Source organism: Pseudovibrio flavus (assembly GCF_009711345.1).
GTDB lineage: Bacteria > Pseudomonadota > Alphaproteobacteria > Rhizobiales > Stappiaceae > Pseudovibrio > Pseudovibrio flavus.
Genome location: NZ_SMMA01000060.1, coordinates 45,748 through 72,279 on the forward strand (window position 1 = coordinate 45,748; position 26,532 = coordinate 72,279).

Sequence of the window (26,532 nt, forward strand, 5' to 3'; positions counted from 1 at the left end):
TTGTTAAAGAGGAGACTAGGTAATGTGCTCGATGCTTACTTGAACGAACCTGCTATTTCGCAGCAGTTTGGAAGGACTTAAGCCAAAGGTTTCTCGAAAAGTTCGGCTGAAGTGAGCGGAATCTGAAAAGCCGCCCAAGTGAGCAGCTTCGGTTAGATCGCTTCCTTGTATGATCGCTAAGATAGTGTCCATAACTCGCCGCCATAGAAGAAAGCGGCGAAGGGGAAGGCCAACCTCCTCCCGCCACAAGTGCATGAAACGGCTTTCGGATAGGCACGCAACATCAGCCAACTCTGCTGCGGTGACCCGCTTTGTCTCAAGCGTGGAGATATGAGCGAGCGCACGAGCAATTCTTATATCTCGTTGATGAGAGTGTATTTGAGTAGGAGCAATAAGAGCCTCGGCAAAGCACCGCGCCTCCTCGCAATTGGACGGAATCTGTAGGTCTGCCAAGTCGGGCGCCTTCAGGTCTTGCGTGGAAAGGCAGCCGCTAGCGGATTCCCCATCCAGCAGAGCAATGGCTACCGTATGCCCTTTGCTGTCAAGGCAGTGGCTTTCATTTGCCGCCAATGCTGCAAAACGCTCGTCGCTCCACTCTCCACTTCGGAAAAGACGAAACGGCCCGTCCAGCCCAAGACATACCTGCACTGCGTGATGCCGGTGCTCGGAGTTATCTAACAGCGGCCCAATATAAAGAGCGCCACCTTCCCACATAAAGAGCTTAACAGAATCAACCATATCGGCACTTTATCGTATTTGGCAGAACCTAGTGATAGCCATTGGTAGGGCGCAGTTTGTGTACAACAACACCCGCAAGGCTGAGCTCAATGCGGCACCTTTTAGCCAACTAAGCCAACTCGTTCCTTCTCGCATTACAACTTGCTTGCTCAGCTAAGAAAACTTAGGGGCGATAGGTATCCCTCAAGGTGGTGGCCGAAAGAAAGCGTGGAATACCTATCGCCACTACAAAATCAGCGAGACCTTAGCGGGGCCGCGCTGATTTGATCATGTCTGCGGCTTTTTCTGCGATCATCACAACGGGTGACGCCGTATTGCCGGAGACTATTTTCGGCATGATTGACGCATCAACGACCCTAAGACCATCCAAGCCCCTAAAGCGCAATTCTGGGTCAACAACTGATGCGGGATCGCTGCCCATCCGGCATGTACCCACCGGATGAAAAATCGTAGTGGCGATCTCACCAATGGCGCTTAAAAGCTCGTCATCTTCATCGATGTTCGGTCCGGGCAATATCTCCTCAGGCATATGCGCAGCCAAGGCTTTTGCGGTCATAATCTGACGCGCTTGCCTCACCGATGACAATGCAATTCGCCGGTCATTTTCTGTAGAAAGATAGTTCAACCGGATATCTGGCTGGGTTTGGCTGTCATTGCTCTGGATATGGCAAGTGCCCGTACTTTCTGGCCTCAGATTACACACGGACACGGTAATTGCCGGAAATGGATGCAGAGGATCTCCCAGCCGGTCCGTCGATAACGGCTGGACATGATACTCCAGATCGGGAGTGGCAACTTCCGGCCCTGATTTTGTGAATATACCGAACTGGCTTGGCGCCATAGACATAGGGCCGGAGCGATTGAGCGCATATTGAAAGGCGATCTTGGCTTTGCCGAACAACGAACCCGCTTCGGTATTTAAGGTTTTGGCGTTCTTGACCTTGTAGACCGTTCTAATTTGCAAATGATCTTGCAGGTTCTGCCCGACACCATCGCGTTGATGCACCACGTCTATGCCATGGTTCTTTAAAACGCCCGCATTTCCAATTCCCGATAGTTCAAGAATTTTGGGAGAGTTGATAGCCCCCGCCGCAAGAATTACCTCTCCCTCTGCCCTAGCCTCAAATAGCTTGCCCTTTCGCTTGAAACGAACGCCCTCGACCTTCTTTCCAGTAAGCACAAGCTTTTCTGTAAGAGCGCCAGTTAGCACCGATAGGTTGGGCCGTTTCATAGCAGGTTTAAGGAAGCCCTTGGCCGTATTCCAGCGAACTCCATTATTCTGGTTCACTTCAAAGTAGCCGGAGCCTTCATTGTCACCGTCATTGAAATCAGCACGAGGCTGGATACCAAACTCGCGTGCACCCTCCTGTACCGCTCCGAGGATATCCCAGTTAAGGCGCTGCTTTTGTACTTTCCACGCGCCGCCGCTGCTGTGCATGTCACTTGTGCCGCTGTGATGATCCTCTGACTTCAAAAAGTACGGAAGAACATCATCCCAGCCCCAGCCGGTATTGCCCATCTGCCGCCATAGGTCAAAGTCAGCTGCCTGCCCGCGCATGTAGATCATGCCATTTACCGAGGTGCAGCCTCCAAGGACTTTACCGCGCGGATAAACCAAAGAACGACCGTTAAGTCCCTTCTCCGGCGCTGTTTTCATCATCCAGTCAGTACGGGGGTTGCCAATGCAATAAAGATAGCCGACCGGAATATGAACCCAGTGGTAATTGTCGTTGCCGCCAGCTTCCAGAAGCAACACATTTACCGAAGGGTCTTCACTGAGGCGGTTGGCTAGAACACACCCCGCCGTACCCCCGCCAATAATGATGTAGTCGTAACGCCCTTCAAGAAGGCTCGCGTCCCCCATCAATCAAGCCTCCTCCAGCTGCTGCTGCCAGAAACTGCGCATTGATGCTGTCAATTTGAGGTAAGTCTCGTAGCGCGCCGAATAGTGCGAAGACAAAGAGGCATCTGGCATCAGAACCTTTTCGGTTCTTGTCATCTTGGCGATAGCCTCTTCATAACTACCCACATAGCCAGTTGCGATGGCAACGCCCATTGCTGCGCCCAAAGCACCAGTCTCACGCGCCTGCGCAACGGTGATGGGAACTCCCAAAGCATCTGCAAACATCTGCGGCCAATGAGGGCTGCGAGAGCCTCCGCCGGACAGTGTTGCCTTGCTGAAATCAACGCCGGAACGGCGCAACACATCGATATGGCGAAGGTGTTCGAAAAGAACGCCCTCAAAGAGCGCCCTCAGCATATGTGCTTCACTGTGCCAACCAGCGAGGCCGTAAAAACCGGCCCTATATTCAGCACCCTGCCCGGAACCATAGAGGAATGGATGGAAGAACGGGTCATCAGCCTTCGGCTCGATATCACCCAGTTTGCTATTCACATAGCCAAACGGGTCATCATGATGTTCCCCGCGCTCAATCAGCTCACGCACAAACCACTCAAGGTTTGCAGCGGACGTGGCACTTGCTTCAATGTTTACAAAGCTATCTTCACCAAAGGCGGTGACCATAAACACGCTATCATCAACCACCGGCTCGCTGGAAAACACCTGATTGATGCTCCAGCTACCCGCGATGATGGAAGCCTGCACCGGTAACCCTGTGCCCGAACCTAGTGCTGACGAAATCACATCGAAGAAACCGGCAATCACCGGTGTACCCTCAATAAGTCCAGTCGCCTTGGCTGCTTCTGCCGTGACATGCCCAGCAATATCGCAGGGGGCTAGCAGATCAGGCAGCATGTACCAGGCATCTTCCAGCCCATACAAAGCCATAAGCTCCTGATCGTATTTCGCCTCTGGCAATTTGGTCATACCGCAGCCAGACATGTCGGAGATATCGCTCACCAGTTTTCCGGTGAGCTGATAGGAGATATAGTCCTTGCAGAGCAAAACAGTTGCAGCACTGGCGTAAACGTCGGGCTCGTTCTGCTTGATCCAAGACAGCAAGGTCGGCGTTTGCGATGGCCACGGCTTTTGCAAGCAAAGCTCATGGAACCGCGCGCCGTGCTGCTCGCATAGCTCGCTCGCAAGACCTGCCGCACGCGTATCAAGCGACTGGATACCAACCAGTGGTTCGCCCTGCTTATCCAGCAGGTACAAACCATTGCCATGTCCAGCACAGCCAACGCCCTTGATCTTTGCAGGATCGATTCCCGACTGGGTAATGCACGCCGCAATCACATGCTGGGCATTGGCCCAAAGCTCGCCAAGATCACGCTCAACGTGGCCGGGTTTGGGAGTAGAAGACTGCCCATCTAACGCACAAATAGCGATCTGCTGTCCCACTTCATCAAACAGAACAGCCTTGATAACCGTATTGCCAGCATCAAGGCCGAGGAAATAGGCTTCAGACACTGTTGTAGATCTCCCACGCATGACCACCACTTGCACCTTCGTGGATGATCGCCATCAGAGCGGCCACAACTGCGCGCGGATTGTCGTGTTGATAGATGTTACGGCCGTACACCATGCCTTTCGCGCCCTGAGCCATCAGCTTGGCGGACTTTTCCAGCACGATCCGAAGGTCTTCCTTACCGCCGCCGCGCACAAGAACAGGTACACGCGCTGCTTCGATTACGCGGTGAAATTCCTCAGGATCATCGGTAGGGTCTGCCTTGATGATATCTGCCCCCATTTCCGATGCGAGACGAACCAAGGTCACGATTTTCTCTGCATCGCCGTCAACCTGATAGCCACCACGAATTTCGTTTGGCAGCATCACCAGCGGTTCGATCATCAATGGCATGCCATACTTTTCGCAAGCGGCTCTGACCTTGGAGATGTTTTCAATACATTGGCGGAACAGCTCCGGCTCATCCGGCAGCATGAAAAGGTTCACCACAACTGCGGCAGCATCTTTTTCCAAGGCTCCGATAATCGGTTCCTCGTGGTTTTGCAGCATGGACCACATAACGCGGTGACGCGCCGCGTTATATGGATTGCCCATGTCGATCCGCATAACCAGAGCAGGCTTGTCCTTTTCCGGCCGGTTTTGCAGCAAGTCAGCTTGTCCGTAAGCACACTGGATCGCGTCTGGCTTGGCGCGGATGAGCGTATCCATTACGCCTTCCATATTCTCCAGCCCGACCATAAAGCTTGGCTCGTTGCAAACCCCGTGATCGACAGCAACATCAAGGCAACCGCCGTTGGTGAACATACGGTTCATTCGTGCTTTTTGGCTTATCCGCATTGCTTGCTCCATTCCCTGTAATTTTCGCTATCTCGCGCTTCCAGCATCTCCTGCGAAACGGCGTGGAATTGCGATAGTTCGTTGATCAAAGTGCGCCGCTGATCGGCGGCAACATCCGGTGAAAGAGGTTTTTCGGCGATCATGATCTGCTCAAGCTCACTGATGAGCTCAGAGGAAAGCTCGCCCGTAATCGCTAGCGATGTGCGCCGGAGGGCAAGGTCTGAAAGTGTCTCGACCGCTTCAGATTTGATGAGAAACGCTATCTCGTCTCTGGTGTAGAGAGTATTTGGCGACAGGTAGGAATCACTCGTCAACGAACAGGCCCCTTGCACGTTGAATGAAAGGCTACCGTAGTGATCTGCCAAGTGTACAGCCCGTTCACGGCTCACCCCAAAACGCTTGCAAAGCGTAGCAACCAGATCGTCAAAGCTGCGGGGGTAGTTGGTACCGCCGCCGATGGTCAGGCCAAGCGTGGATACGCTGCGTTTCTTGCCAAGCTCGGCCAGCACCTCGTCAGATGCTTGCTCAGCAAATGCACGAAAGGTCGTCCACTTGCCGCCAATCATGCATATTTGTGGAACCGAACCAGCAAGGCGCTTAGTGTAGTGGCCGCGCGTAATCCGCCCCGTATAACCGTGGGAGCTTTTCGGCAATGGGCGTATGCCGCTGAACGAAAAGACGACGTCTGCTGCTGACAAACTGACATTAGGGAACACAAGATTGAGGGATTCCAGAATGTAATCCTGCTCTTCTGGTTCGCACCGCTCCCTCGCCGCCTTATCAACGCGGATATCGGTAGAACCGGCAAGCACATGGCCCTGATAAGGAAAGGCAATACAAACGCGGCCATCAGTGTTTTCAAAGTAGATCATATGCCCATCAAGGGCCTTGACCAGCGCTTCATTTGCAAGAATGAGGTGGGAACCTTTGGTGCCGGAAACCATCTCATCGATCTTATCGCTTGCAAGGGCTTGCGCGGTTTCATCCAGCCATGCGCCTGACGCGTTGACGATGACCTTTGGCGTTACAGCAAGTTCTTCACCCGAAAGACCATCCACCACAACGTATTGATCACCCTCTAGCTTCATCTGCGCATAATTAAGCGCAATTGAAGTTGGCGAATTCTCACAGGCGTCTCCGATCATTTCCATGCATAGGCGTTCTGGATGACTTATCCATGCATCATGATAGACCGCAGAATAATGCACCTTGGAGGTAAGTTGAGGCCACTTTGCACGTGTCGCCCTACCACTATTGAAATAGTGCCGTGGTAGAATTCGGCTGCTCCGCGTCACCCAATCATAAAGCGCCAAGCCAAGTTTGATTGGCACGACACCACGGTTGGACGGCTTGCCATTCCAACCAAAAAAGCTGGCAGCACCATTGAGCAGACCCGAGAAGATCGAGGTTATTGGAATAACGGTTGGCAACGGGCGCACAAAGTGAGGTGCGTTCCTAAGCAGTGCATCCCGTTCCTGCAAAGACTCACGAACAAGCGAGAACTCACCGTTTTCAAGATAGCGCAGCCCGCCATGGATCATCCGCGAAGGCGCTGCGCTACAACCTGAACAGAAGTCATTCCGCTCAACCAGCAGCACCCGCAGCCCTTGAAGGGCGAGATCGCGATATACGCCGATACCGTTGACACCGCCGCCAATGACAACGGCATCAAAAGCACTGTCCTGCTTGATCTCGTCCAGCTTTGTTTGACGAATTTCGGACATAACTCTCCTGTTCGCCGAAATGACTTCCGGCGTTGCCTTCTGTTCAAAATTCTTCGAGGACTATCCGTCGAGGTTTACAAGATGGCTCGCTGCTGCCGTGTTGATGAGCGAAATATCTTCCGAAGAAAGCCGCAGGCGCCCTGCCTTGGCGTTTTCCTTGGCCTGCTTTTCATCACGCGCACCGCAGAGGGAGAACGTAATTCCCGGCTGTTGAAGCGTCCAAGCAATGACTATCTGGGCCAGCGTCGCATTGTGCGCTTCTGCCACTGGTGAAATCGCTTCCATCAACTTGGCAACCTTCTGCCTGTTAGGCAGAGAAAAGCGAGGGTTGTCTTTGCGAAGGTCATCGCCGTTAAACACACGGTCCGGACCGATCCGCCCACCCAGAAGACCAAGGGCCAAAGACGAGTAGCTAAGAACGGAAACACCAGCATTGGAGCAAAGCGGAAGCATCTGCTCCTCAAGGTCACGTTTGACCATCGAGTATTCTTCTTGAATGGCATCAAGCTGGCCTGCCTCAAGATAGGCTTTCACCTGATCTGCCGAGGTATTACTTGCACCAATAGAGCGGATTTTGCCCTGCGCTTTCAGCATTTCCAGAGCTTCCATAGTCTCGGAAATAGGCGTGGTTTCATCCTGCCAATGGGTGATGTAGTGGTCGATGTAATCTGTACCCAGCCGCTTGAGGCTCTGCTCAACCTCATGGATGATAGACGCTTTGCCCAAGTAGCGATGAACAGGACCGCTGTCATAGTCAAAAAAGTGGTTGCCCTGCTGGGTATGCCAAACTAAACCGCATTTGGTTGCCAGCACCACTTTGTCGCGGCGCCCTTTAAGCGCCTTACCGACGATTACTTCCGCAACACCCTGTCCGTATGCAGGCGCACTATCAATTAGCGTAATGCCTTCATCGACCGATGCTTGAATAGCGGCGATGGATCTGGCTTCATCAGTGCCGCCCCACATCCAGCCACCAATAGCCCAAGTGCCAAGCCCAACAGCAGTCGCGTTGATTTCAGAGCGCCCGATAGGCCGAACCAGCTGTTCAGTTTGAATTGTATCAAGCATGGACTTTTTCCTTTTCAAGCATCGCTGCTGCGGTCTGTTCGTCTGTAACAAGCGCGTTTACATAGCTACCGTTCAGAGCTGCAATAATTGGTTCAACTTTGTCGCTTCCCACTGCTACCCCGATGCAGACGGGTATCTTCACCATCTTCTCAGGAGATAGGGAAACGAGCCTTGAATTGAGGTCGCTATCCGACAAGCTGCCGTCTTCTTTGACCAGATGGCCGAGTAACTCCGAGCGTACACCGGAGGCATAAAGGGCTGAGCGGTCCTCTTCGGAAACCGGATGGGCCTCATAGTAGGTGGCGTTATCGCCAACCACAGCACCAAGCCCAACAACAGCAACAGCAGCGCGGTGCGCTTCATCCATCACCGTGCTCACCGACTGCAAAGACATGATGATGTCCCGCTCCTCTTTGGATGCAGCGTGCAGCGGTGCGTGGATCAAAGTCGCCTTGCCGTTCAACCGCTCCGCCATCGACGTGGCGATATGGTTCACGTCTGTGTAGTGCTTGCCCTGAATGCCGCCGGTCATTGGCACAACGGTTACGTCATAGGCCTGTTCCGGCAGCATGTTTTCGATAATAGCGCTGATGGTCTTACCGCCGGAGATCGCGATAGTGTCCCCATCGCGAATGCTATTGAGCAGCAGATTGGCAGCACCCTTGCCAACTTCATTGAGTGTGATTTCCGGACTGCCTTCTACCGTTGGCAGAACCAGACACTTCTTCAAGTTCCAGCGTTTCGAGATCGCGTTTTCAAGATCAAACAAACGGACCAGCGGTGTCTTGATGGTTATATGAACCATCCCAAGCTCCCGCCCCTGTTTCATGAGGCGGTTAACTTTCGCGGTAGAAAGCTCCAACTCCTTGGCGATATCTGCCTGAGAGTGGCCTTCCTCGTAATGCATGACGAGCACTCTGGCGATAAGGCGCATCTGTTCGCTGTTTAGGGCGCCCAAGTTCATCAGGACGTTCCCTTTCGGCTAACAAGGTGGTTGGACGCAGCAGCAATGAGAAGCGCAGCCCCAAGCACAAGTGTCTGGTAATAGGCAGGCACAATGGTCAGCATACCCACTGTCAAAGACATGATGATCAACGCCCCGCAAAACGATCTCAAAACTTTACCTTCCCCGCCGCTGAATGCGGTACCGCCAAGCAACACAACAAGAATTGTTGTCAGCTCCATACCGTCGCCCGACAAAGGATCGCCAAGAGACATGAACGACGATCTGGCGATCCCTGCAAGCGCAGCTGTAACGCCAACAAGAACGTACAAAAGGAACACAACGCGGCCCGTATTGATGCCCGAAAGCTTGGCCGCAGTCGGGTTTCCGCCCGTTGCAGCTGCGTACTTACCAAGCACGCCGCGGCGCTGAACAATTACCAGCAATACCGTCACAGCGACCGCCATCCAGAATGCAGCAGGCAGGTTCAGCAATGTGCCATCACGGCCATAGTCATTGAACCACTTCGGCATCTTAGCCAGCGCGCTGGACTTGATCGCAGAAACACCGTCTTCAACAAGAAGTAACGCAACGCCCTTATACAAACTTAGGGTAATCAACGTAGCGATAACCGGCGTAATCTTCAACCGAACCACCAGAAAGCCGTTGATAGCCCCAAGCAGCACGCCTACGCACACGGTTATCAGGAAGGCTGGAAGAAACGGTACGCCGTTGATAGCCAGCATCGCATAGACCACCGCAGAAAGGCTCATGGCACTGCCAACGGATAGATCAATGTAGCCAGAAACCATCAGCAACGTGAATGCGCCGCAGATAACCAGCAGTGGAGCCGATATGCGCAAAATGTTGATGATATTGCGCTCGTTGAGAAAGTTCCCTCTCTCGAACAGATCAAACCGGTCAAGGTTTGCAGAAGCAAGCAATACAACAACGGCGACAAGAACGAAGTAGATGTAGTACTCGCGCAGGAACTTGGCGACGCTGGAACCCAATGAGCTCTGTGAGTTTTCAATCATGTTTGCCATTTCACTCACCTATTGCGTAGGGCAAGCGCCCAGGTTTGCGCCATGATGGCGAGGAAGACGGCAATCGCTTTTAGAATAAACTGCCAGTCGGGAGAGAGCACCAGACCGGTGGCAGCAGAGGTAACAACAGCCAGAATAATTGCGCCGAAGAACATACCGATCACCGAGCCGAAACCACCAGCAATCGCCACACCGCCAAGCAGCGCAATGACCAGCGCATCAAACTCCATCAACAGACCACGGTTGGAGAAACCGGACTTGAATTCCGATGCGAGCAAAATACCAACGGCCCCTGCAATAGCAGCGCTAAACAGGTACAGCTTGGTTACATGCCAGCCGCGATTGATGCCGGAAAGTGTCGCCGCAACCGGGTTAGAACCAATCCAGTAAGTCACACGGCCAAAAACCATTTTCTTTTCAATAAATACGGCGACGAGAAGCAGAACCACCATCAGCACAACCGGTAGCTTGATTGAGGTACCGAACATCGTCAAGTTGCCAAGAAAGCCAAAGCTGTCAGGAAGGTTGGTGTTTCGCTGCGAGCCGTGGGTAATAACCTGCGCAACACCGCGTGCCACCATCATTGTTCCAAGAGTTACGATGATTGAAGGGATCTTGAAGCGCACCACGAACAGCGCATTCAACGCTCCAATGGCTAGCGCTCCGCCCATGGCACAAATGATGGCAAGCACATAGGGCATACCAAGCCCGCTGGACAGTGGGTTAGCGCCGCCTACTGCCTGCGCAAAATAAACAGAGAGCACGCCGGATAGCGCAACAACACCGCCCACCGACAAATCGAAGTTTCCAGAAACCAGAAGAAACGAAACACCGATACCGAGCGAGATAACGGCCCAGTTATTGGTCACCAGATTAACAAGGTTCTGAAACTGGAAGAAGTTCGGCAAAACAGCCGATGCAAGCAGAAACAAACCGATAGCAACACCAACCACCAAGAGCGTAATAAAGCTCTCGTCGCTCATGCGCCGACCTGTTTCTTTTTGAGGTAAGAAGTCTGCAACACTCGTCATTGTACGGCGGCCTCCCCTCCGCCGGTGACCACATTCAAGATATGTGAAATGTCAATGTTCGGCCCGTTGGCAAGTTCTTCTCTGACGACACCATCAAACAGCAAAAAGATGCGGTCGCAGATGCCAAGCACCTCTTCCAACTCCGATGAAAACACCGCAACTGCGTCGCCCTGATCGGCCAGATTTTTGATTATCTCGTAGATCTCTGTTTTGGCGCCCACATCAACGCCCCGTGTCGGCTCATCAAGAAGCAGCAACTCAGCTTGGGAAAATAGGCACTTAGCGAAAACAACCTTCTGCTGGTTACCGCCGGAAAGCTTTTCTGTGTGCTTGTCGATGGAGCTCGTCGCGATGCGTAAACGCTCAACATATTCCTGCGCAGCGCTCACTTCATCCGCAGAGCGGTAAAGCCCACCGGCAGACATGCGCGGCAAATTCATGACAGGGATGTTCTCGCGGATAGAAAGACTGGTGAACAGCCCTTGCGTGCGGCGCTCTTCCGGCACCAACGCAATACCAGCGGCAATGGCTTCACGCGGAGAATGGCCAACCTGTTTGCCATTAAGCGCGATGGAACCGGAATACTTGTCTGCCCCGAACACTGCTCTGGCGATCTCGGTTTTACCGGCGCCAACCAGCCCGTAAAAGCCAACGATCTCGCCCTTTTTGATGTCAAAGGAGACATCTTTAAGCAGCGCGTTGGATAGGCCGGAAGCTTGAAGTACCACTTCATCGGTTACGGTCGTTCTTGGTTTATAGTCCTGAAAGACCGGTCTACCGATCATCAACTCGATCAGTTCAGAGCGTCCGTTTACCTGCGATAGCGGCTTGGTAACAATGTGCTTGCCATCGCGCAGAACAGTAACGTTGTCCCCCAGCTCGAAAATCTCGTCCAGCTTATGGGAAATGTAGATAACCGTTACATCGCTTTCGCGTAGTCGGCGAATAACACCAAAAAGTCGCTCAACCTCACGTTCTGAAAGAGCCGCCGTCGGCTCATCCATAATAATGATGTCAGCGCCTGATGATGCAGCGCGGGCAATTTCAATAATCTGTTTTTGTGCAACGCTGAGAGACGAAACCGGCGCAGTCGGATCAATAGATGGCTCGATAGCCTTCAATGTTGCAACAACACGATCTTCAAGATCAGACTTTACAAAAAAGCCGAAACGCTTCTTCTCCATACCAAGAGTAAGGTTCTCGATGACAGATAGCTCATCAACAACATGAAGCTCTTGAAAAAGCGTAGCGATACCGCCTTCCCTTGCCTCTTGCGGGCTGGTCGGCGTGTGGTTTTTTCCCGCTACATAGATTTTGCCGGACGTTGGCCGCAATGCTCCCGTTAGCATCTTGACCAGCGTTGACTTACCCGCCCCATTTTCTCCCACGAGGCAATGAACCGTGCGCTTCTCAACGGTGAAGCTCACATTATCAACGGCGCGTACCCCGGGATATTCCTTGGACAGGCCATCCAGTTCTAGGGCAAAGGTGTCGCTATGAACTGACAAGTCATTCTCCTGGACTTGGAGCGGCAGCGCCTTAGTGAGAAAGACGCCTTAGCGAAAATTCAAAAATGAAAATGGACGCGGAGCATCAAGGCGCGCTGGAAGGTGCCACACTTAACGCACCGCGTCTGGGAGGCTTAACCGCCGAACTGTGCGTTCAGCCACGCCTTCGCGTCAGCCTGTTCCATCGACCAGTAGGAGATGGTGTAGGCCTTGTAGAAGAACTCTTCTGCAGTATCCGCTTTTGGCTCTACCTTGCCCTCAACGATGTCCATGATCAGATCAACACGGCCCTGCGCGGTTTCTACCGGAGGAAGGCCCATGGAAACTTTCAAGGATGAGTTGGCATCATAAACCTGCTCAAACTCGACAGCGTCAAAGTCAACACTAGCGACGATCTCGGTAAGAGGCTTACCGTTATCGAACTTGCCGCGGCCAAGCTGGGACAAACCAGCCATGGTGCCGACAGTCAGGTTAGAAGCTTCAGAGTAAATGAGGTTTACTTCCGGGCGCTGTGTCAGCAGATCAACGATGATCTGTTTTGCAGCTTCCTGACCTGCGCTGGAATCCAATGCGCCAAGGTTCTCGGCGTTTGGAGCAACAGACAGAACACCATCAACAAATGGCTGCGTACGGCCGGAGTTCACCTCTGTATGGTTAGGCCAGCCCAACTGCACCATTACGATTGGCTTGTCAGGATGGACTTCCATCCAAGCTTTAGCCATCTGCGCACCCATTTCAAATGAAACGGTTGCCTCGTCACTGCGTGCTGTTGGAATACCGGTGTCGGTGATAGGGCTGAAGAACGAGGTCATTACGATGCCCTCTTCCAGCGCGTCGTTCACGCCCGGTGTTGCTGCTTCCGCATCCCAGATGTGCAGGGTCGCTGCATCAAAACCGCCAGCGATAACCTGATCCACATTCTGCGTCATAACAGCAGAATCGGCCTGCCCGTCAAAAACGACAACTTCCGCGCCATACTTTTCTTTAGCGTAACGCTGAGCCTCGGCAGCTTGGCTCTGATGGAAAACGTTCGACAAATCCGATACGAAAAATGCAATACGCTTACCGTCATTTCCAGCGAAAGCGACTGAGCTGCTCAGCACAATCGAAGAGGCCAGAAGCCCGCGCAGCAATGCGTTCTTTCCCAAAATACCCATCTCGCACTCCTCCTTGCCGTGGGTTGGCGAGTAGAAAACCCCATCGCCATTCTAGACCTGCAAGCACCCAAACTTCGTCCCAATGAAATATCTTGCAGTACGTGTAATTACTATCGATTCTCTGATATATATGTCAATGAATAAAATTTACCGCAGGTCAACTCTCACGAAATCGGGCGGCATCAGATCCACATAGATCGACCACAAATCTCTGAAATTGCGATTATTTTCTGAAGAGCCTGATGACGATAGTTATGTTGGATATCCCTAAGTCATCTGCATGTGCGGGCTAGATATGGTATCCCCGCCGCCAGCTTGACGCGCACCACGCCCGATCTGGCAGGCTGCCTCCAACAAAATACAAGTCACAAATCATAGCGGTTTTTCTGCGGGAGTTTCCCCGTTCGCGGAGTTTGTATAATGCCCCCAATTCAGGAGATAACGGGCGGGCAAAATGAGTAAGGACTATAAAGAGGCAATTGGCCTCCTTGAGAGTTTCAAGAAAAACTATGACCGGTACGCGAGCTTTCGCATCAAGGTCAGAGACAATGCTCCCCATTTCCTGTCGCTCGACCAACTTAAAACCCACTGGTCTTGCTGTAGTGACCGCCCTTCCGCTGATGTGGAGGTGGCAGCCTACCCGTTTGTAAACAGCGAAAAGTTCGCCCGCCTGCTGCACGTTCGCTGCAACTGCTGCGGCATGACGTTTGTACCGCATCTGGATTTCGAGCTCGATGATTACTACGAGAAGGATTATCAGCAGGATGTGCAGCCCTTTCGCATGCACACAGGCAAGTTTTACGAGCCTTCCAACCCATTCCTGAGCTCACCTACATACAGCCGCATGCTGCGCCGCGCCCGCATCCATCTTCGTTACCTTGAGGATGGACCGGAGAAGAGCATTCTGGATATTGGCTGCGGTGTCGGCATCCTTCTCAAAGAAGCAAAGGCCGGAACAAAGTATGCCGATGAGCCGGACCCCTACTCCAAGAAAATTCTAAAATCCGAACTCGGCGTAAAACTAACCCGCCTTGACAAACTGAAAAACGCGGTCGATGGCGTTGTAGCCAGCCACATTGTTGAGCACCTGTTTATCGGCAAGGTGCCGGAGTTCTTCAACTCGGTTCACCGCGCACTGAAAACCGGCGGCCGTTTTGTTGTTGAGGTGCCGGATGGCGCAGATCAGATTAACCGCCTGAAGCAGGGCGAGCGCGGCGGGGTTCTGTTCGAACCCCACACGATTTCATTTTCCGCGTACTCTTTGATCAAACTGCTAAAGCAGGCAGGTTTCACCATTCAAACCGTTCATCCAGGCGAAAGTTTTGCTAGCCTGCCAGACGATATGAAAGCGGAAATTTCGGCAGATACCGAGATCAAAAACGAAACCGGCATCCTTGTAGTAGCCAGAAAGCTTTAGCGCAGCAGCGGCTATCGGATTTGGAACAGGATCGGAACGGTAATCTCGATATAGTTTGTGCCCATACTTGCAGGCCGCTGGCCAAATGGTGCCGCTCGCGAGACTGCTTTGACAGCAGCGGCATCAAGGTCCTTGTTGCCACTTGAGCGCCGCAGGCGAACAGAAGACGCTCCGCCTGATTGCGAAAGCTTGAAGGTCACTGCTGCTGTACCCTCAATCCCACGGCGGCGGGCAGAGTTCGGGTAGCTTCGGTTAGCCGCGTTTTGTAACTTGCGCTTCAAACGCCCAAGATAATTTGTGCGGCCACCATCGCCGCTGGTCTTCTTTGCAGAGGATTTTCCCGCTGTGGCAGGCTTGGCTTTTGCTGCGGTTCCAGAAGCCCCCTTCACGCTGTTCTTTTTAGAGCCAGCTTGCTTTGCTTGTTTCGCCGGTCTTGCGGTTTTCTCCCGTTTTGATGGCTTTACTGACTTTTCCTGCTTGGCAGGCTTTGTTACTTTCTCCACCTTTGGGCGCGCAGGTGCAGCACGAGGCACGGGCACCGCCGCCACCTCGGGTTCGCTTAGCTCTTCAGCTTCAACTTCTGCCGCCTGCTCTGGCTCTGGCTCTGGCTCTGGCTCTGGCTGTTCTTCCGCTATGACAGGCTCAACGTCTTTTTCACGCTGCTCTGTAGGTGTTTCTGGCGCCTTTAGAACTTCCAATTCTGATTGAGGATCAAGCAGGAACTCAAACTCAGCCTCACTATCGGGCAATGTGCGCTCCTGAGGCCTTGGCGGAGTTTGCAGCACTTGTGGCTCTTCTGCTGCCTGTGGCACTGGCGCAGGTTCTTGCTGCCTCACATCAGGAGACTGATCATTTTCTGATCGAGGTTTTGAGATTGGCTCATCTGCCGGAACCTCATGCAAAGGCTCCTCAACAGCTTCTATCTCGCCTTCTTCCGCCTCAACCTTTTCCACTTCATCGGGAGCTGATGTGCTTTCTGGCTCGTCCGCTTTACTTGCCTGCTGTGAAACAGCTGCCCCCTCGATCAGGTCTTCTAAAGAGCCAACCAACGCAACGCGCTGCGAGCCGCCGCCCTCGGTTCGCGCGCTCATATCATCATCCGGCAGCAAAGACAGAACCATGCCATGCACACCAACGGACAGCGTAAGCCCTGCCAGCACCGGAGCCAAATTGTAGAGCAGCCTGCCGCGCACTAGTTACCACCCCGCTCGGTCACAAGCGCCACATAACCAATGCCCTGAGCCTTCAAAGCAGATAGAATTTCGGTAAGTTGCTGAGCAGAAAGAGAGCGGTCCACGACGAGCGTTAACGGGTTTTCTTCGGTATAAGGCCCTGCTGGAATTCCCTGCGGCTCCAGCTCGTTGTCACCTATAAACAACCGGCCACTGCTATCGATGAAAACGGCCTCGGCTACCTGCTCTCGCTCGCTTGTCGCAGTGACCGTTGGCGGAATGATATCGGCCCGCATTCCTGTTGTGATCGTTCCCGCAACCATAAAGAAAATGAGCATAAGGAAGACGACATTGATCAGCGGGATAGTGCTATCAAAAGTTGCTTTTTGCTTTTGCGGCTCCAGCTTCATTTCGGCTCCTCCGGTTTTGAGGAGGTCACCAAGCTTGCCTTAAAGCCTGCCATTTCAATAGCTTCCAGCACCGCGACAAGGTCTTGAACACTTGCGCCCTTGCTGGAAAGCACTGCCAATGTTTGTTCAGCGGGCAGGTCTTTAGCCTCAAGCAAACCTGAAAGAGCTTCTACCGGAACGCGCTGGCCACCGAGTTCAACAAACCCTTCGCCCTGCACCGCAATAACAACAGGTGGCGAAGCCGAAGCCTTCGCACTACCCGCCCCAGCGCTCAAATCCAGACGCTGATAGTAGGCAAAGGTCGAGCTCAACATGAAGAACATGAGCAGCAGAAATATAACATCTATGAGAGAAGTTAGCGCCGGAGCAACTACGCGCCGCCGCCTGCTGGCAAGTTTCATGTCCCCTCAGCAAGTGGTTAGAGCAAATAACACTAGGAAATTTCTTGCCTGTAGGACTACTCAAATCACCCGATCAAGTCACCCATAAATATCGTAGGGAACACAAAAACAAAGCGCGGAGCGCCCTGCACCTACACTAAAGACTAAGTCCCCCGAGGTTCCTTCCCGTTAAAACCAAAGGACGCGCTTTTTCCCCATTCTGGTAGGCTTCCAACAAAAGCATTTTTACCTCCTGCCTTATGGGTATCCAACATGACAGCGGATGTTTCGGCCTACCGCCCGCCTGCCCCCGTTTTACGTACAAAAGAAGGACTGCTGCGCCGCATTCTCTTTAATCGCGGGAGAGATTTGCTGAGGTTGCTACCGGAGGAGCTGTACACTACCCGCCTTGCTCTGGTGCCAATCAGCCGGAGGCCGATCTATTTTCTCAACGACCCTACAGAATTGCGGCGGGTGCTCGTAGAAAAGTGCGATAAATACCCCAAAAGTGATCTGATGGTGGGCGCACTGGAGCCTCTGGTTGGCAACGGAATTTTTATTTCCAACGGGCACCAATGGAAGACCCAGCGGGAAATGGTAGCCCCTTCGTTCGCGCATATGCGAATTCAAAAGGCGTTTTCTCAAATGGAAGGCGCTCTTCGTGATTTTGAAGCGCACTGGCTGAACCTTTCTCAAAACGGTGAGCGCTTTTGCCTTGAAGAGGAAATGAGCTACTTAACGGCAGACATTATCTTCCGCACCATCTTCTCTGTTCCCATTGAGGGAAAGTCGGCACGCGCCGTTTTTCAGGCCTTTGCCAAGTATCAAAAAGCGGTACCTCAGATAGACCTTCGCATTGTGTTGAGCGCAAAGGCATTCAGCCCCATTCGCCAGCCACGAAAGGTCGTCAAGCTTTGCGCTTTTATCCGTGAAGAGCTTGGTAAAATGGTTGATGCGCGGCAAAGCGCTGAGGCTGACGCGTATGATGATATCTGCGCGGACCTGCTCGCCGCGCGAGATCCGGAAACCGGCAAGCCATTCAGCCGCGAAGAACTCATTGACCAGATCGCAGTGTTCTTTTTGGCTGGCCATGAAACCACCGCCAGTGTTTTGACATGGGCTTTCTACATTATCTCTCAGCGGCCAGAAATTGCGCGCCGCATCCGAGGCGAAGTCGCTGAGCAAGTCGGTGACGGGCCGATATCGTTTCGAGCTATAAAGTCTTTAACATTCACCCGAAACGTCTTTCGCGAGACACTGCGCCTCTATCCGCCCGTACCTTTTATTACCCGCGTTGCAACGCAGGATGACACCCTACGCGGACACGAAATTGAGCGCGGTACGATGGTCGTCATATCCCCTTGGCTGCTGCATCGCCATTTGAAGCTATGGGAGGACCCTGAGTATTTCGACCCAGATCGTTTTTCTCCAGAGCGGGAAAAACAAATCATACCGTCCAGCTACATCCCGTTTGGAATCGGCCCGCGTGTGTGTACAGGCGCAGCTTTTGCAACAACAGAAGCCACGCTGATACTTGCCCAGCTCACCCGTAGCTTTGAAATGAGCGTTCTGGAACCAGAGAAGGTAGAACCAACCGCAAGGCTAACGACGCGCCCGCGAAAGAGCATCGTTTGCAGAGCGTTCCGCCGAAACGAAGCCTTGCCGCCCAGCGAGAGCGAATAGTTAGCTACCCTCTGCTGCCCCTCGCATCTGGCCGGAAAACCCGCGGGAAAAGAAATAGTCCCGCTCTCCGGTCATAACCAAAGCAAGCTCGTCGATCTCCGCAATGACACCATCAAGGGAACGCGCAAGGCCAGAGCGCGGATTGCGCGTCGCCCGCGCCTTCACCAAATGACGACGCACAAGACCCAAGTGTTCTAGCAGTGCTTTTTGATCAAAGTCCTTTTCCGCTCGTGTTCTACGCATTGGCCTACCGGTATTCCTGAGTCTATAACCACATATGTTCTTATTTTGTTCTTATTTCTTTGAGTAAGATCGGTCAACCCATAGAACTGGGATGAGGTCATCAGAACACCCACATTCAATCTCTCAAACGAGAGGAAACAAGCTGATAAAACTACATCTAGAAAAGGGCCTAACCATCAGAAATCTGAAAGTTTTTACAATGTGACGACGTAGCAACGATCGGCATTTTCCCACCACGCAGGCTCTACATACCCCAAGCATCGTCCAGTACACTTCCATCGTCGAACAACGGGGATGGTGGGAATTAATGCAGCGCATCGCTTTAAAGTCACTTGCACTTTCTGTTGTATGCGGCACGCCGCTCTGGCTCGCTCAAAACAACGAGGCCCAAGCCTACTGCGCTGGCATCCCGACGCCCTTTTTCATCGTCAACGCGCAGACAACCATTAACGGCAAGACCCTCACCAGCGAGCAGCGGTATTGCGCTGGCTCACAGTCCGAGGTCGATTTCTTCAATTCGACATTTGATAGCGGTGGGAATGTTCTGGTGTACGCGCCGTTCAACACCACAAACCCTGACGGGTTTACCAGCTTTCTATTTGCAAACTCTACCTTCACACCTGCAGCGGCACCGGCCTTCACCTATGCCAAGCGTGCTGGCCAACTCTCTGGGCCAATCGTCGTCAGTTTTTTGAATTCCACGATCGGCGCGGGCCGCACATTCAGCTTTCAGAGCATTCAAGACCCTGACACTCAAGGTTCCAAGCTGTTGTTTGCGGATAGTTCGGGTTCCATGACGCTGGATACCGTTACTATCCAAGACCCCACCTCACTCATATTTGGCGCTTATCAAGTCCGAACGCTCATTGGCCAGCCAACAGATGTTTTGTTTAGCGGGTCAACGGCCTCCGGCATTTCCCGAACGGCAATTGCTGCGCAGTCAAAGCTCACGCTGGATAATGGGTCCAGTATCTCAACAATCGGCTTTGACAACTTCGGAACGATCGCCGGTACCGGCCTAATCACCACGCTCAACTTCAACCAGTTTGGCGGAACGATAGAGCCGGGAAACTCTATTGGCACGCTCTCGATTGTAGGCAAGCTGAACATCAGGCAGCCCTCCACGTTGGTGGCTGAAGTTGACCCGCTCGCCTTGCAAAACGCCGACCTCGTGGCCGTTGAACTGGAAACAACGGGTGCAGATAAACTGACGGTGCAGGTGGAGACAGCCAATAGCACGGCAACTCCTGCAGACTATCCAGCGGGCAACGACTACACAGTACTGACGGCAAGCTCCATTGATAGTGATGCGGTCACTGTACAAGCAGGTGGCACCTTGCCCGCAGCCGTTTCGGTATCGCTGGTTCCCTCACCGACGGCACTCAATGCTGTACAGCTGCGTTTTACGGACAACTCTGCAGTTCCAACACAGCTGATAACCAAGCCTCAAGTAACGCCATCGCAAAACGGACAGAAGCTCGTTTCCGCCATTACGGCAACCAATCTACAAACGCCCGTCAACGGCACCACAGGCGGTAGCGGCGGCCCGACAACTCCACTCGTCAACGCAACGCCGCTCACGACCGCCGTTTCCCGACTGACAAACAACAATCTGACCGGATTTCAAAATGTGCACGCAGAACCTTACGCTTCCTACATCACCGTTGGCTTGCACCACATGAACGTTATGAGCCAGACAGTTTTGGGCCGCGGAACAACAGCTCGTCGTGCGCTTTCCAACAACCTGCAAGAAGCGACAGAGAACGATCGCTATTTCTGGGCAAACGCACTTGGCAACTACGGGCAAGTGCACGAAGGAGACAGGCTTGCAGGATATAACCAAGCCCTAGCGGACTTTGTGGTCGGCAGTGACTTGATCTCATCGCCAGATGGCTACGCTGGCCTATTTGCCGCGATTGGTTACCAAGGTCTCACCAACCACGATTTCGTAAGCCAATCCATTGACGCAGCAAACCTGTTTGTCGGTCTTTATGGCGCTGCGTTGCTCTATGACTTCTCGCTTTCGGGTTTGGCAGGCTACTACTACGCCGACAACTCCTCCTCACGAACGAACCAGAACATCGGCCAGTTTACCGGTACCAAGGCGACTGGAGACTTTTCTGCCAACGGCTTTTACGCAGGGTTTGAAGCATCCCGCGATATGGTCGTTTCGCCAGAGCTGATACTCACGCCCAGCGCACTCATCACTTACGCTGGATACTGGCAGGACGGCGTAAACGAGACAGGCGGCGGAGATTTTGGCTATTCCATCAGTTCAGCCAGTGAACACAGCTTCAAAACCGGTATTGGCTTGGATGCTACGATCCCGCTATCCGCTGGTGAGCGCCCCGTGGACGCGTTGGCGTTTGCCCGCTACGCCTACGACTGGGCAAATAGCGGAGATGGTACCTACGACATTACAGTCACCAGTTCGCGCTTTGGCTCCTTTACCCAGCAAGGGCGAAATCTTGGAGCCCATAGCATTGAAGGCGGCATTGGCCTTACAGGGCAGATAACACCGAAAGTGGATATTGCAGCAGGGCTTACTAGTGCTTTTTACTCTCATGGCAATGAGTTGGGCGCCACCGGCCGCATCCGTTATCGCTGGTAGTTACCCGCCGAAAACACTAGTTCCTGCGGATAAGCGCTCACAATCGCCGCTATCCTGTGACAATCGCAAGCCGCTACCTGTAAATAGGCAGGTCAAAAGGAATTAGCGATTATGAAGCATGGCGGTGACCTGACACAGGCGATCAAGCAGTTCGGCGGTAAGGCTGGCGACTGGCTAGATCTGTCGACAGGTATCAACCCAATCGCCTATCCGGTTCACGATATCGCTTGGCAGCAAAGCCTTCTGCCTTTGCCTGAGGAAGCAGCAGAAGAAAAGCTGATTGCAGCGGCCCGCATGGCCTATGGTGTGCCTCCGCATCTTAGCTGCGTTGCCGCCCCCGGTACGCAGGCTCTAATCCAGCGCCTACCTTACGCTTTTAGGCCGCAGCAAGTTGCTATCGTTTCTCCCACCTATGCCTCTCATGAAGAAAGTTGGAAGGCAGCAGGTTTCACGCCTCTGCGGGTGACGCGCTTAGAAGAAGTTCCCGATAGCTGCTGCCTTGTGGTTTTGGTGAACCCCAATAATCCAACCGGCCAGAGCTACAGCCCGCAAGACCTCCTCGCCCTAGCCAAAATGCTAGAAGCGCGAGGCGGTACGTTGATCGTGGATGAAGCTTATGCCGATGTTATGCCGCATATCAGCATTCTGCCCCACCTTAACGATGAGCCTGTCGTTGTTCTGCGCTCCTTTGGCAAATTCTATGGCCTAGCTGGGCTTCGTCTTGGCTTTGCTGTTGGGCTAAAGCCAATCGTAAACTGGCTGGAACAGCAGTTTGGAAGCTGGGCAGTTTCCGGCCCTGCCCTTGCTATTGGCGCCAAAGCGCTGCGCGATACAAACTGGCACCGTGCGACTATGGAGCACCTGTGGGAGCGAACCCACGCCCTGCACGAGCTACTTACCGCTCAGAAAATACAGATAGTTGGCAGAACACCGCTCTTCACCCTCATTTCGGTGGGTGATGCCAACACTCTTCACGAACAACTTGCAAGGCACCACATTTGGACGCGCGTCTTCGACTATAGCGCCCACTGGATCCGCCTTGGACTTCCTAAAAATGATGAAGACCTTGCCCGACTGGCCAAGGCCCTAAAAGAATAACCACTAACGAGGCCTGCCATGCTGTTTTACGGGCATATCCTTCTTGTTTGCTGCCTTGCTTTGCTGCTTGATGCCATCATTGGCGACCCTAAGCGCCTATGGAGCCGTATTCCCCACCCCGTTGTCATCATTGGCAAGTTTATCGGGCTGGGGGATAAGCTACTAAACTGGAACAAAGCAGGCCCGCGTACGCGCAAGGTGATGGGCGTTTTCTTCTTGCTGCTACTCGTCGCTCTCGCGGCCTCTATCGGCGTATTGATCCAGTACGGCTTGGAAAAAGTTCCGTATGGCTGGATTGGCACCGGCATAATTGCATCGATTTTCCTAGCCCAGAACAGCCTCTACCGGCATGTTGCGGCAGTTCGAAACGCCCTGCGTGATGAAGGCTTGGATGGCGGGCGAAAAGCCGTATCCATGATTGTTGGCAGGGATACAAAAGCGCTTGATGAAGCTGGCATTAGCCGCGCTGCCATTGAAAGCTGCGCCGAAAACTACTCCGACGGTGTAGTCGCGCCGCTTTTCTGGCTACTCGTCGCGGGCCTTCCGGGCTTGATTACATACAAGGCAATCAACACCGCAGACAGCATGATTGGCCACAAAACCCCGCGCCATCAGTCCTTCGGCTGGGCCTCAGCCCGCCTTGATGACCTTGTAAACCTGCCAGCTTCGCGCATTGCAGGCTTTTTGGTGGCGATCAGCGCTGTACTGGTGCCTGCAAACCCTGCCAAGGCCATTGAGGGTATGTTTAAGGATGCAGACCTGCACCGCTCGCCAAATGCTGGCTGGCCGGAAGCTGCAATGGCCTATGCGCTTGGTCTGTCACTTGCTGGCCCGCGCCAGTACGAAGGCTATCACGTAGACGATACCTACATGAACGTTCATGGCCGCCGAGAAGCCACCTATGAGGATATTACCCGCGCCCTGCGCATGCTCTTCGGCGTTTGTGTTCTTCAGTTCATTCCAATCGCCATAGTTACAGCGTTTGTTTACCGCAGCGCTTTTGATGCGGTCTCTATCTTCTAAGGCTGGCAAGACGGGCGCTATCGCGCCCGTGCAATCTCCAGCAAGCGGTCTAGATCCATCGTGCGCTCAAGATGCTCTGCAAGCGCGTCCAGAGCGCTATCCACCTGCGCATCATAGGTAACCGCCCCGGAGGCGCCAAAGCCCCTCAAAAACGCGTCACGGAACGCGTCTGAGCCAAACAGACCGTGCAGATAGGTGCCCCATATCTGGCCACCACGACTAACCGCACCGTCAACACGATCTTCAAAGCGGATGACTGGGTTCAAGCAGTCAGGCCCTTCGCTAACCCCCACATGGATTTCGTAGCCGCTGATTGGCGCTCCGCTCGCAATGTGCGTTCCGCTTCTCTGCGTCAGGGTCTTGTCGTCGGTTAGAATGGTCTCGATATCCAACAGGCCAAGCCCCTCAACATCACCGCCGCCTTCAATGCCCTCAGGGTCACTAATGCGCTTGCCAAGCATCTGGTAGCCGCCGCAAATGCCAATAACCTTACCCCCACGGCGAACATGGGCGGCAAGGTCAATGTCCCAGCCCTGCTCACGGAAGAAACCAAGGTCGGCAATGGTTGCCTTGGTACCCGGCAGCAAGACGATATCGGCATCACCTGGAAGCGGAGAGCCCGGCCCCACGAACTCCAGCGAGACAGAAGGCTCCATGCGCAGCGGGTCGAGGTCATCAAAGTTCGCGATGCGGCTGATGACTGGAACGACAATTTTGATGGCTCCGCGCTCGAAACCATCTGCAAGGTCTAACGCGTCTTCGGCAGGCAGCTCACCGGCTCTGTTGAACCAAGGCACAACACCAAGGCTCTGCCAGCCGGTTCGCGCTACAATCTCATCAAGCCCATCATCAAACAGGCGCGGCTCACCTCGAAACTTATTGATGATGAACGCCTTGATGCGGTCCTTTTCCGCGTCTTCCAAAACGCAGTGCGTACCGACGATTGCTGCGATCACGCCGCCTCGGTCAATATCGCCAGCAAGCACGACAGGTACATCCGCCGCCTCGGCAAAGCCCATATTAGCGATATCACCCGCTCTTAGATTGATTTCGGCAGGCGAGCCGGCACCTTCTATCAACACCAGATCAGCATTTGATTCTAACTTTGAAAAACTCTCCATAACATATTGAAGAAGCTCACCTTTACGAGAACCAAACAGACGTGCTTCCAATGTACCAAACCGCTTACCCTGCACAATAATCTGGCAGCCGGTATCACATTCCGGCTTAAGCAAAACGGGGTTCATATGAACGCTAGTCGGTACTCGCGCCCCAAGGGCCTGCAGCGCTTGCGCCCGCCCGATCTCGCCGCCATCCATAGTCACAGCAGCATTGTTGGACATGTTCTGCGGTTTAAACGGCATAACCTTTAAGCCGCGATTGGCATAAGCACGCGCAAGCCCTGCAACCAGCATAGACTTGCCAACATTGGAACCGGTGCCTTGCACCATTACAGCGGGTGTTTTCATTCTTATAGTTCCCTCGCATGGCCCAACATTTTGGCAGTGCGGATAGAAAAAGGATCGCCTCTGTTAGCGACCATCAACCAGTGGAAGCGGCCTAGCCATAATCAGCCTCACAGCAGATTGACCACTTGTTTAATTGATGAGACAAGCGCACCTGTGAAAATTAATTCATATTTATCAGTGCGATAAAGTCAGTTATTGAAGTTAAACCGTCACTTCACGAAGATCAGCATTAGTTCATACATGCGCATTGAGAGAGAGTTTTCACGCACCCACTCGGCCTGCATTAAAACGCCGCCTTTTATAAGGTGATCGGAGGTGACAGAGATGGTTTCAGCTGCATAGGTAGCCCGCCTGCAACAAACACCACATGGTCACAAACCTCTCCCAGACGCTGGTTCAAGCGTCCGGCCTCATCCCTAAACGCGCGGGCAAGAGCGTTCTCAGGCACGATACCAAGACCTACTTCATTACTGACGAAAACCACTGGACAGGATAGCTCACCAACCACCTTTGCCAACCGTTCAAACTCGGAAGGCGAGCTCCGCTCTGCATGCATCAGGTTCGAGAGCCACAGGGTCAAGCAGTCTACCAGCACCGCACGACCATCCTTATCAGCCTCTCGCAATGCGCTCACCAGCTCCAGCGGCTCCTCTATAGTCAGCCAGCCTTCCCCTCGATCGGTTTGATGCTTTGATATGCGCAAGCACATCTCATCGTCAAAAGCCTGTGCGGTTGCGATGTAAGACATCGGTCTCCCGCTCCCACGCACCAACTGCTCCGCGTACCGGCTCTTACCAGAACGCGCTCCACCCAAAACAAGCACTTTGTTGGCTCGGCTAACAGCACTCATGATGGAAGCGCCTCACATAGAAAGCTGAGGTACACCAGTGGGTCACATGGCGCGGGCCGACGCGCGCACCCTAAAACAGAGAAAATCATAGTGCCTTACCTCCAGTCCACCCGACAGGAATTGATGTTTTGCTCTCTTCAGCCGGTCTCCTGGCTTGCGGTATCGCGCATGGTGCCCACCTTCCCGGCTCGAATTGCCAGTGGCGTATGAGGCTATGCTTCCGCTCACAGTTGCGGGGGCAGCTGCGGCATCCTGAAAACTACTCAGACCGCATTCCCGTTTCATTTTTCCCAGCTTTAAACGCAACGTAAAAACGACCACGCAGCGGAAAAAACACTGAAAGAACTCGCTATTAGCATGAATTTACGTAGGCAGACTGTCAATCTGATAAAATCAACCCACAGGAGCAGGACAGCGAAAAAACCGCAGATTCCCGCCATTTTGCGATTCTCTGCGGAATCCCATCGCATTTATCCCACAAATTTTAGGTGATTTCTGTCCACAATCCGCCTGTTTTTGAAAAAACGGGCTTGGCAAATCCATCACGCTTTTATAAAAGCTGCCTCACACAAACGGCCACGGCGCGTTTCTGAAGAAAACGTTCCCCGGTAGCTCAGTGGTAGAGCAAGCGACTGTTAATCGCTTGGTCGCTGGTTCGAATCCGGCCCGGGGAGCCATCCAAACCTAAAGAAAGAAATCCTCGCGTTTAGCGCTTGAGGTAAAATTGTTCCCCGGTAGCTCAGTGGTAGAGCAAGC

22 protein-coding genes, 1 tRNA gene and 1 riboswitch are annotated in these 26,532 nt (G+C 53.2%); of the genes, 6 read left to right on the forward strand and 17 right to left on the reverse strand.

Features of this window, described 5'->3' with window-relative positions; translation table 11 throughout:
* Positions 1-15 precede the first annotated feature (15 nt).
* The 11 genes from E1162_RS08545 to E1162_RS08595 form a co-directional block, all read right to left on the reverse strand.
* Positions 16-738 (reverse strand): helix-turn-helix transcriptional regulator, encoded by a 723-nt coding sequence (locus tag E1162_RS08545; RefSeq protein ID WP_155129463.1) that lies wholly within the window; start codon positions 736-738, stop codon positions 16-18.
* Positions 739-982: 244 nt separating this feature from the next.
* The gene (locus tag E1162_RS08550; protein WP_155129466.1) at positions 983-2,602 is read right to left on the reverse strand and encodes a GMC family oxidoreductase; all 1,620 of its coding nucleotides are present in this window, start codon (positions 2,600-2,602) and stop codon (positions 983-985) included.
* Positions 2,603-2,605: 3 nt separating this feature from the next.
* Entirely contained in the window at positions 2,606-4,108 is a 1,503-nt protein-coding gene (locus E1162_RS08555) for an FGGY-family carbohydrate kinase (protein WP_371311865.1), read from the reverse strand.
* Entirely contained in the window at positions 4,101-4,943 is an 843-nt protein-coding gene (locus E1162_RS08560) for a class I fructose-bisphosphate aldolase (RefSeq protein ID WP_155129472.1), read from the reverse strand. The genes E1162_RS08555 and E1162_RS08560 overlap by 8 nt, the downstream gene beginning before the upstream one ends.
* The gene (locus tag E1162_RS08565) at positions 4,934-6,667 is read right to left on the reverse strand and encodes a glycerol-3-phosphate dehydrogenase/oxidase (protein ID WP_155129475.1); all 1,734 of its coding nucleotides are present in this window, start codon (positions 6,665-6,667) and stop codon (positions 4,934-4,936) included. Before E1162_RS08565 ends, E1162_RS08560 begins: the two co-directional genes overlap by 10 nt.
* Positions 6,668-6,727: 60 nt before the next feature.
* Positions 6,728-7,723, reverse strand: a complete 996-nt coding sequence (locus E1162_RS08570; protein ID WP_371311875.1) for an aldo/keto reductase — start codon at positions 7,721-7,723, stop codon at positions 6,728-6,730.
* A gap of 4 nt (positions 7,724-7,727) precedes the next feature.
* Positions 7,728-8,699, reverse strand: coding sequence for a sugar-binding transcriptional regulator (locus E1162_RS08575; protein ID WP_155129481.1), 972 nt, complete (start codon positions 8,697-8,699; stop codon positions 7,728-7,730).
* On the reverse strand, positions 8,699-9,724 hold the full coding sequence (locus E1162_RS08580) for an ABC transporter permease (RefSeq protein WP_155129484.1): 1,026 nt from the start codon (positions 9,722-9,724) through the stop codon (positions 8,699-8,701). The genes E1162_RS08575 and E1162_RS08580 overlap by 1 nt, the downstream gene beginning before the upstream one ends.
* Positions 9,725-9,729: 5 nt before the next feature.
* The gene (locus E1162_RS08585) at positions 9,730-10,755 is read right to left on the reverse strand and encodes an ABC transporter permease (RefSeq protein ID WP_155129487.1); all 1,026 of its coding nucleotides are present in this window, start codon (positions 10,753-10,755) and stop codon (positions 9,730-9,732) included.
* Positions 10,752-12,263 carry a sugar ABC transporter ATP-binding protein gene (locus E1162_RS08590; RefSeq protein WP_155129490.1) on the reverse strand — a complete coding sequence of 504 codons (1,512 nt, stop codon included), beginning with the start codon at positions 12,261-12,263 and terminating at the stop codon, positions 10,752-10,754. Before E1162_RS08590 ends, E1162_RS08585 begins: the two co-directional genes overlap by 4 nt.
* Positions 12,264-12,397: 134 nt before the next feature.
* On the reverse strand, positions 12,398-13,420 hold the full coding sequence (locus E1162_RS08595) for a sugar ABC transporter substrate-binding protein (RefSeq protein WP_155129493.1): 1,023 nt from the start codon (positions 13,418-13,420) through the stop codon (positions 12,398-12,400).
* Positions 13,421-13,874: 454 nt separating this feature from the next.
* Here E1162_RS08595 and E1162_RS08600 point away from each other — a divergent pair, with 454 nt between their 5' ends.
* Positions 13,875-14,837, forward strand: a complete 963-nt coding sequence (locus E1162_RS08600) for a class I SAM-dependent methyltransferase (protein WP_155129496.1) — start codon at positions 13,875-13,877, stop codon at positions 14,835-14,837.
* Between the two features lie 11 nt (positions 14,838-14,848).
* On the opposite strand, the gene E1162_RS08605 is transcribed toward E1162_RS08600, so the two are convergent.
* The 3 genes from E1162_RS08605 to E1162_RS08615 are packed head-to-tail and all read right to left on the reverse strand — an operon-like array spanning position 14,849 to position 16,820.
* On the reverse strand, positions 14,849-16,030 hold the full coding sequence (locus tag E1162_RS08605) for an energy transducer TonB family protein (protein ID WP_155129499.1): 1,182 nt from the start codon (positions 16,028-16,030) through the stop codon (positions 14,849-14,851).
* Positions 16,030-16,419 (reverse strand): ExbD/TolR family protein, encoded by a 390-nt coding sequence (locus tag E1162_RS08610; protein WP_155129502.1) that lies wholly within the window; start codon positions 16,417-16,419, stop codon positions 16,030-16,032. The genes E1162_RS08605 and E1162_RS08610 overlap by 1 nt, the downstream gene beginning before the upstream one ends.
* On the reverse strand, positions 16,416-16,820 hold the full coding sequence (locus E1162_RS08615; protein ID WP_155129505.1) for an ExbD/TolR family protein: 405 nt from the start codon (positions 16,818-16,820) through the stop codon (positions 16,416-16,418). The genes E1162_RS08610 and E1162_RS08615 overlap by 4 nt, the downstream gene beginning before the upstream one ends.
* Before the next feature lie 252 nt (positions 16,821-17,072).
* Here E1162_RS08615 and E1162_RS08620 point away from each other — a divergent pair, with 252 nt between their 5' ends.
* Positions 17,073-18,482, forward strand: coding sequence for a cytochrome P450 (locus tag E1162_RS08620; protein ID WP_155129508.1), 1,410 nt, complete (start codon positions 17,073-17,075; stop codon positions 18,480-18,482).
* Here the strand turns inward: E1162_RS08620 and E1162_RS08625 are convergent, their stop codons facing one another.
* Positions 18,483-18,725, reverse strand: coding sequence for a hypothetical protein (locus E1162_RS08625; RefSeq protein WP_155129510.1), 243 nt, complete (start codon positions 18,723-18,725; stop codon positions 18,483-18,485). It abuts the gene before it with no gap.
* Between the two features lie 307 nt (positions 18,726-19,032).
* Here E1162_RS08625 and E1162_RS08630 point away from each other — a divergent pair, with 307 nt between their 5' ends.
* From E1162_RS08630 to cbiB, 3 genes are all read left to right on the forward strand, one after another.
* On the forward strand, positions 19,033-21,336 hold the full coding sequence (locus tag E1162_RS08630; protein WP_155129513.1) for an autotransporter family protein: 2,304 nt from the start codon (positions 19,033-19,035) through the stop codon (positions 21,334-21,336).
* A 111-nt stretch (positions 21,337-21,447) separates the two neighbouring features.
* A complete protein-coding gene (gene cobD, locus E1162_RS08635) occupies positions 21,448-22,434 on the forward strand; it encodes a threonine-phosphate decarboxylase CobD (protein WP_155129516.1) in 987 nt (328 codons plus the stop codon).
* Positions 22,435-22,452: 18 nt separating this feature from the next.
* Complete coding sequence (gene cbiB, locus E1162_RS08640; protein WP_155129518.1) at positions 22,453-23,457, forward strand: adenosylcobinamide-phosphate synthase CbiB; 1,005 nt, start codon at positions 22,453-22,455, stop codon at positions 23,455-23,457.
* Positions 23,458-23,474: 17 nt separating this feature from the next.
* On the opposite strand, the gene E1162_RS08645 is transcribed toward cbiB, so the two are convergent.
* Together E1162_RS08645 and cobU are read right to left on the reverse strand one after the other, a co-directional pair.
* The gene (locus E1162_RS08645) at positions 23,475-24,926 is read right to left on the reverse strand and encodes a cobyric acid synthase (protein ID WP_155129521.1); all 1,452 of its coding nucleotides are present in this window, start codon (positions 24,924-24,926) and stop codon (positions 23,475-23,477) included.
* Positions 24,927-25,224: 298 nt separating this feature from the next.
* Entirely contained in the window at positions 25,225-25,776 is a 552-nt protein-coding gene (gene cobU, locus E1162_RS08650) for a bifunctional adenosylcobinamide kinase/adenosylcobinamide-phosphate guanylyltransferase (RefSeq protein ID WP_155129524.1), read from the reverse strand.
* A 122-nt stretch (positions 25,777-25,898) separates the two neighbouring features.
* A riboswitch (cobalamin riboswitch) is annotated at positions 25,899-26,113 on the reverse strand.
* 265 nt (positions 26,114-26,378) lie between these two features.
* On the opposite strand from cobU, the gene E1162_RS08655 reads away from it, so the two are divergent.
* Positions 26,379-26,453: transfer RNA gene (locus tag E1162_RS08655), tRNA-Asn, on the forward strand.
* The last annotated feature ends 79 nt before the right edge of the window (positions 26,454-26,532 follow it).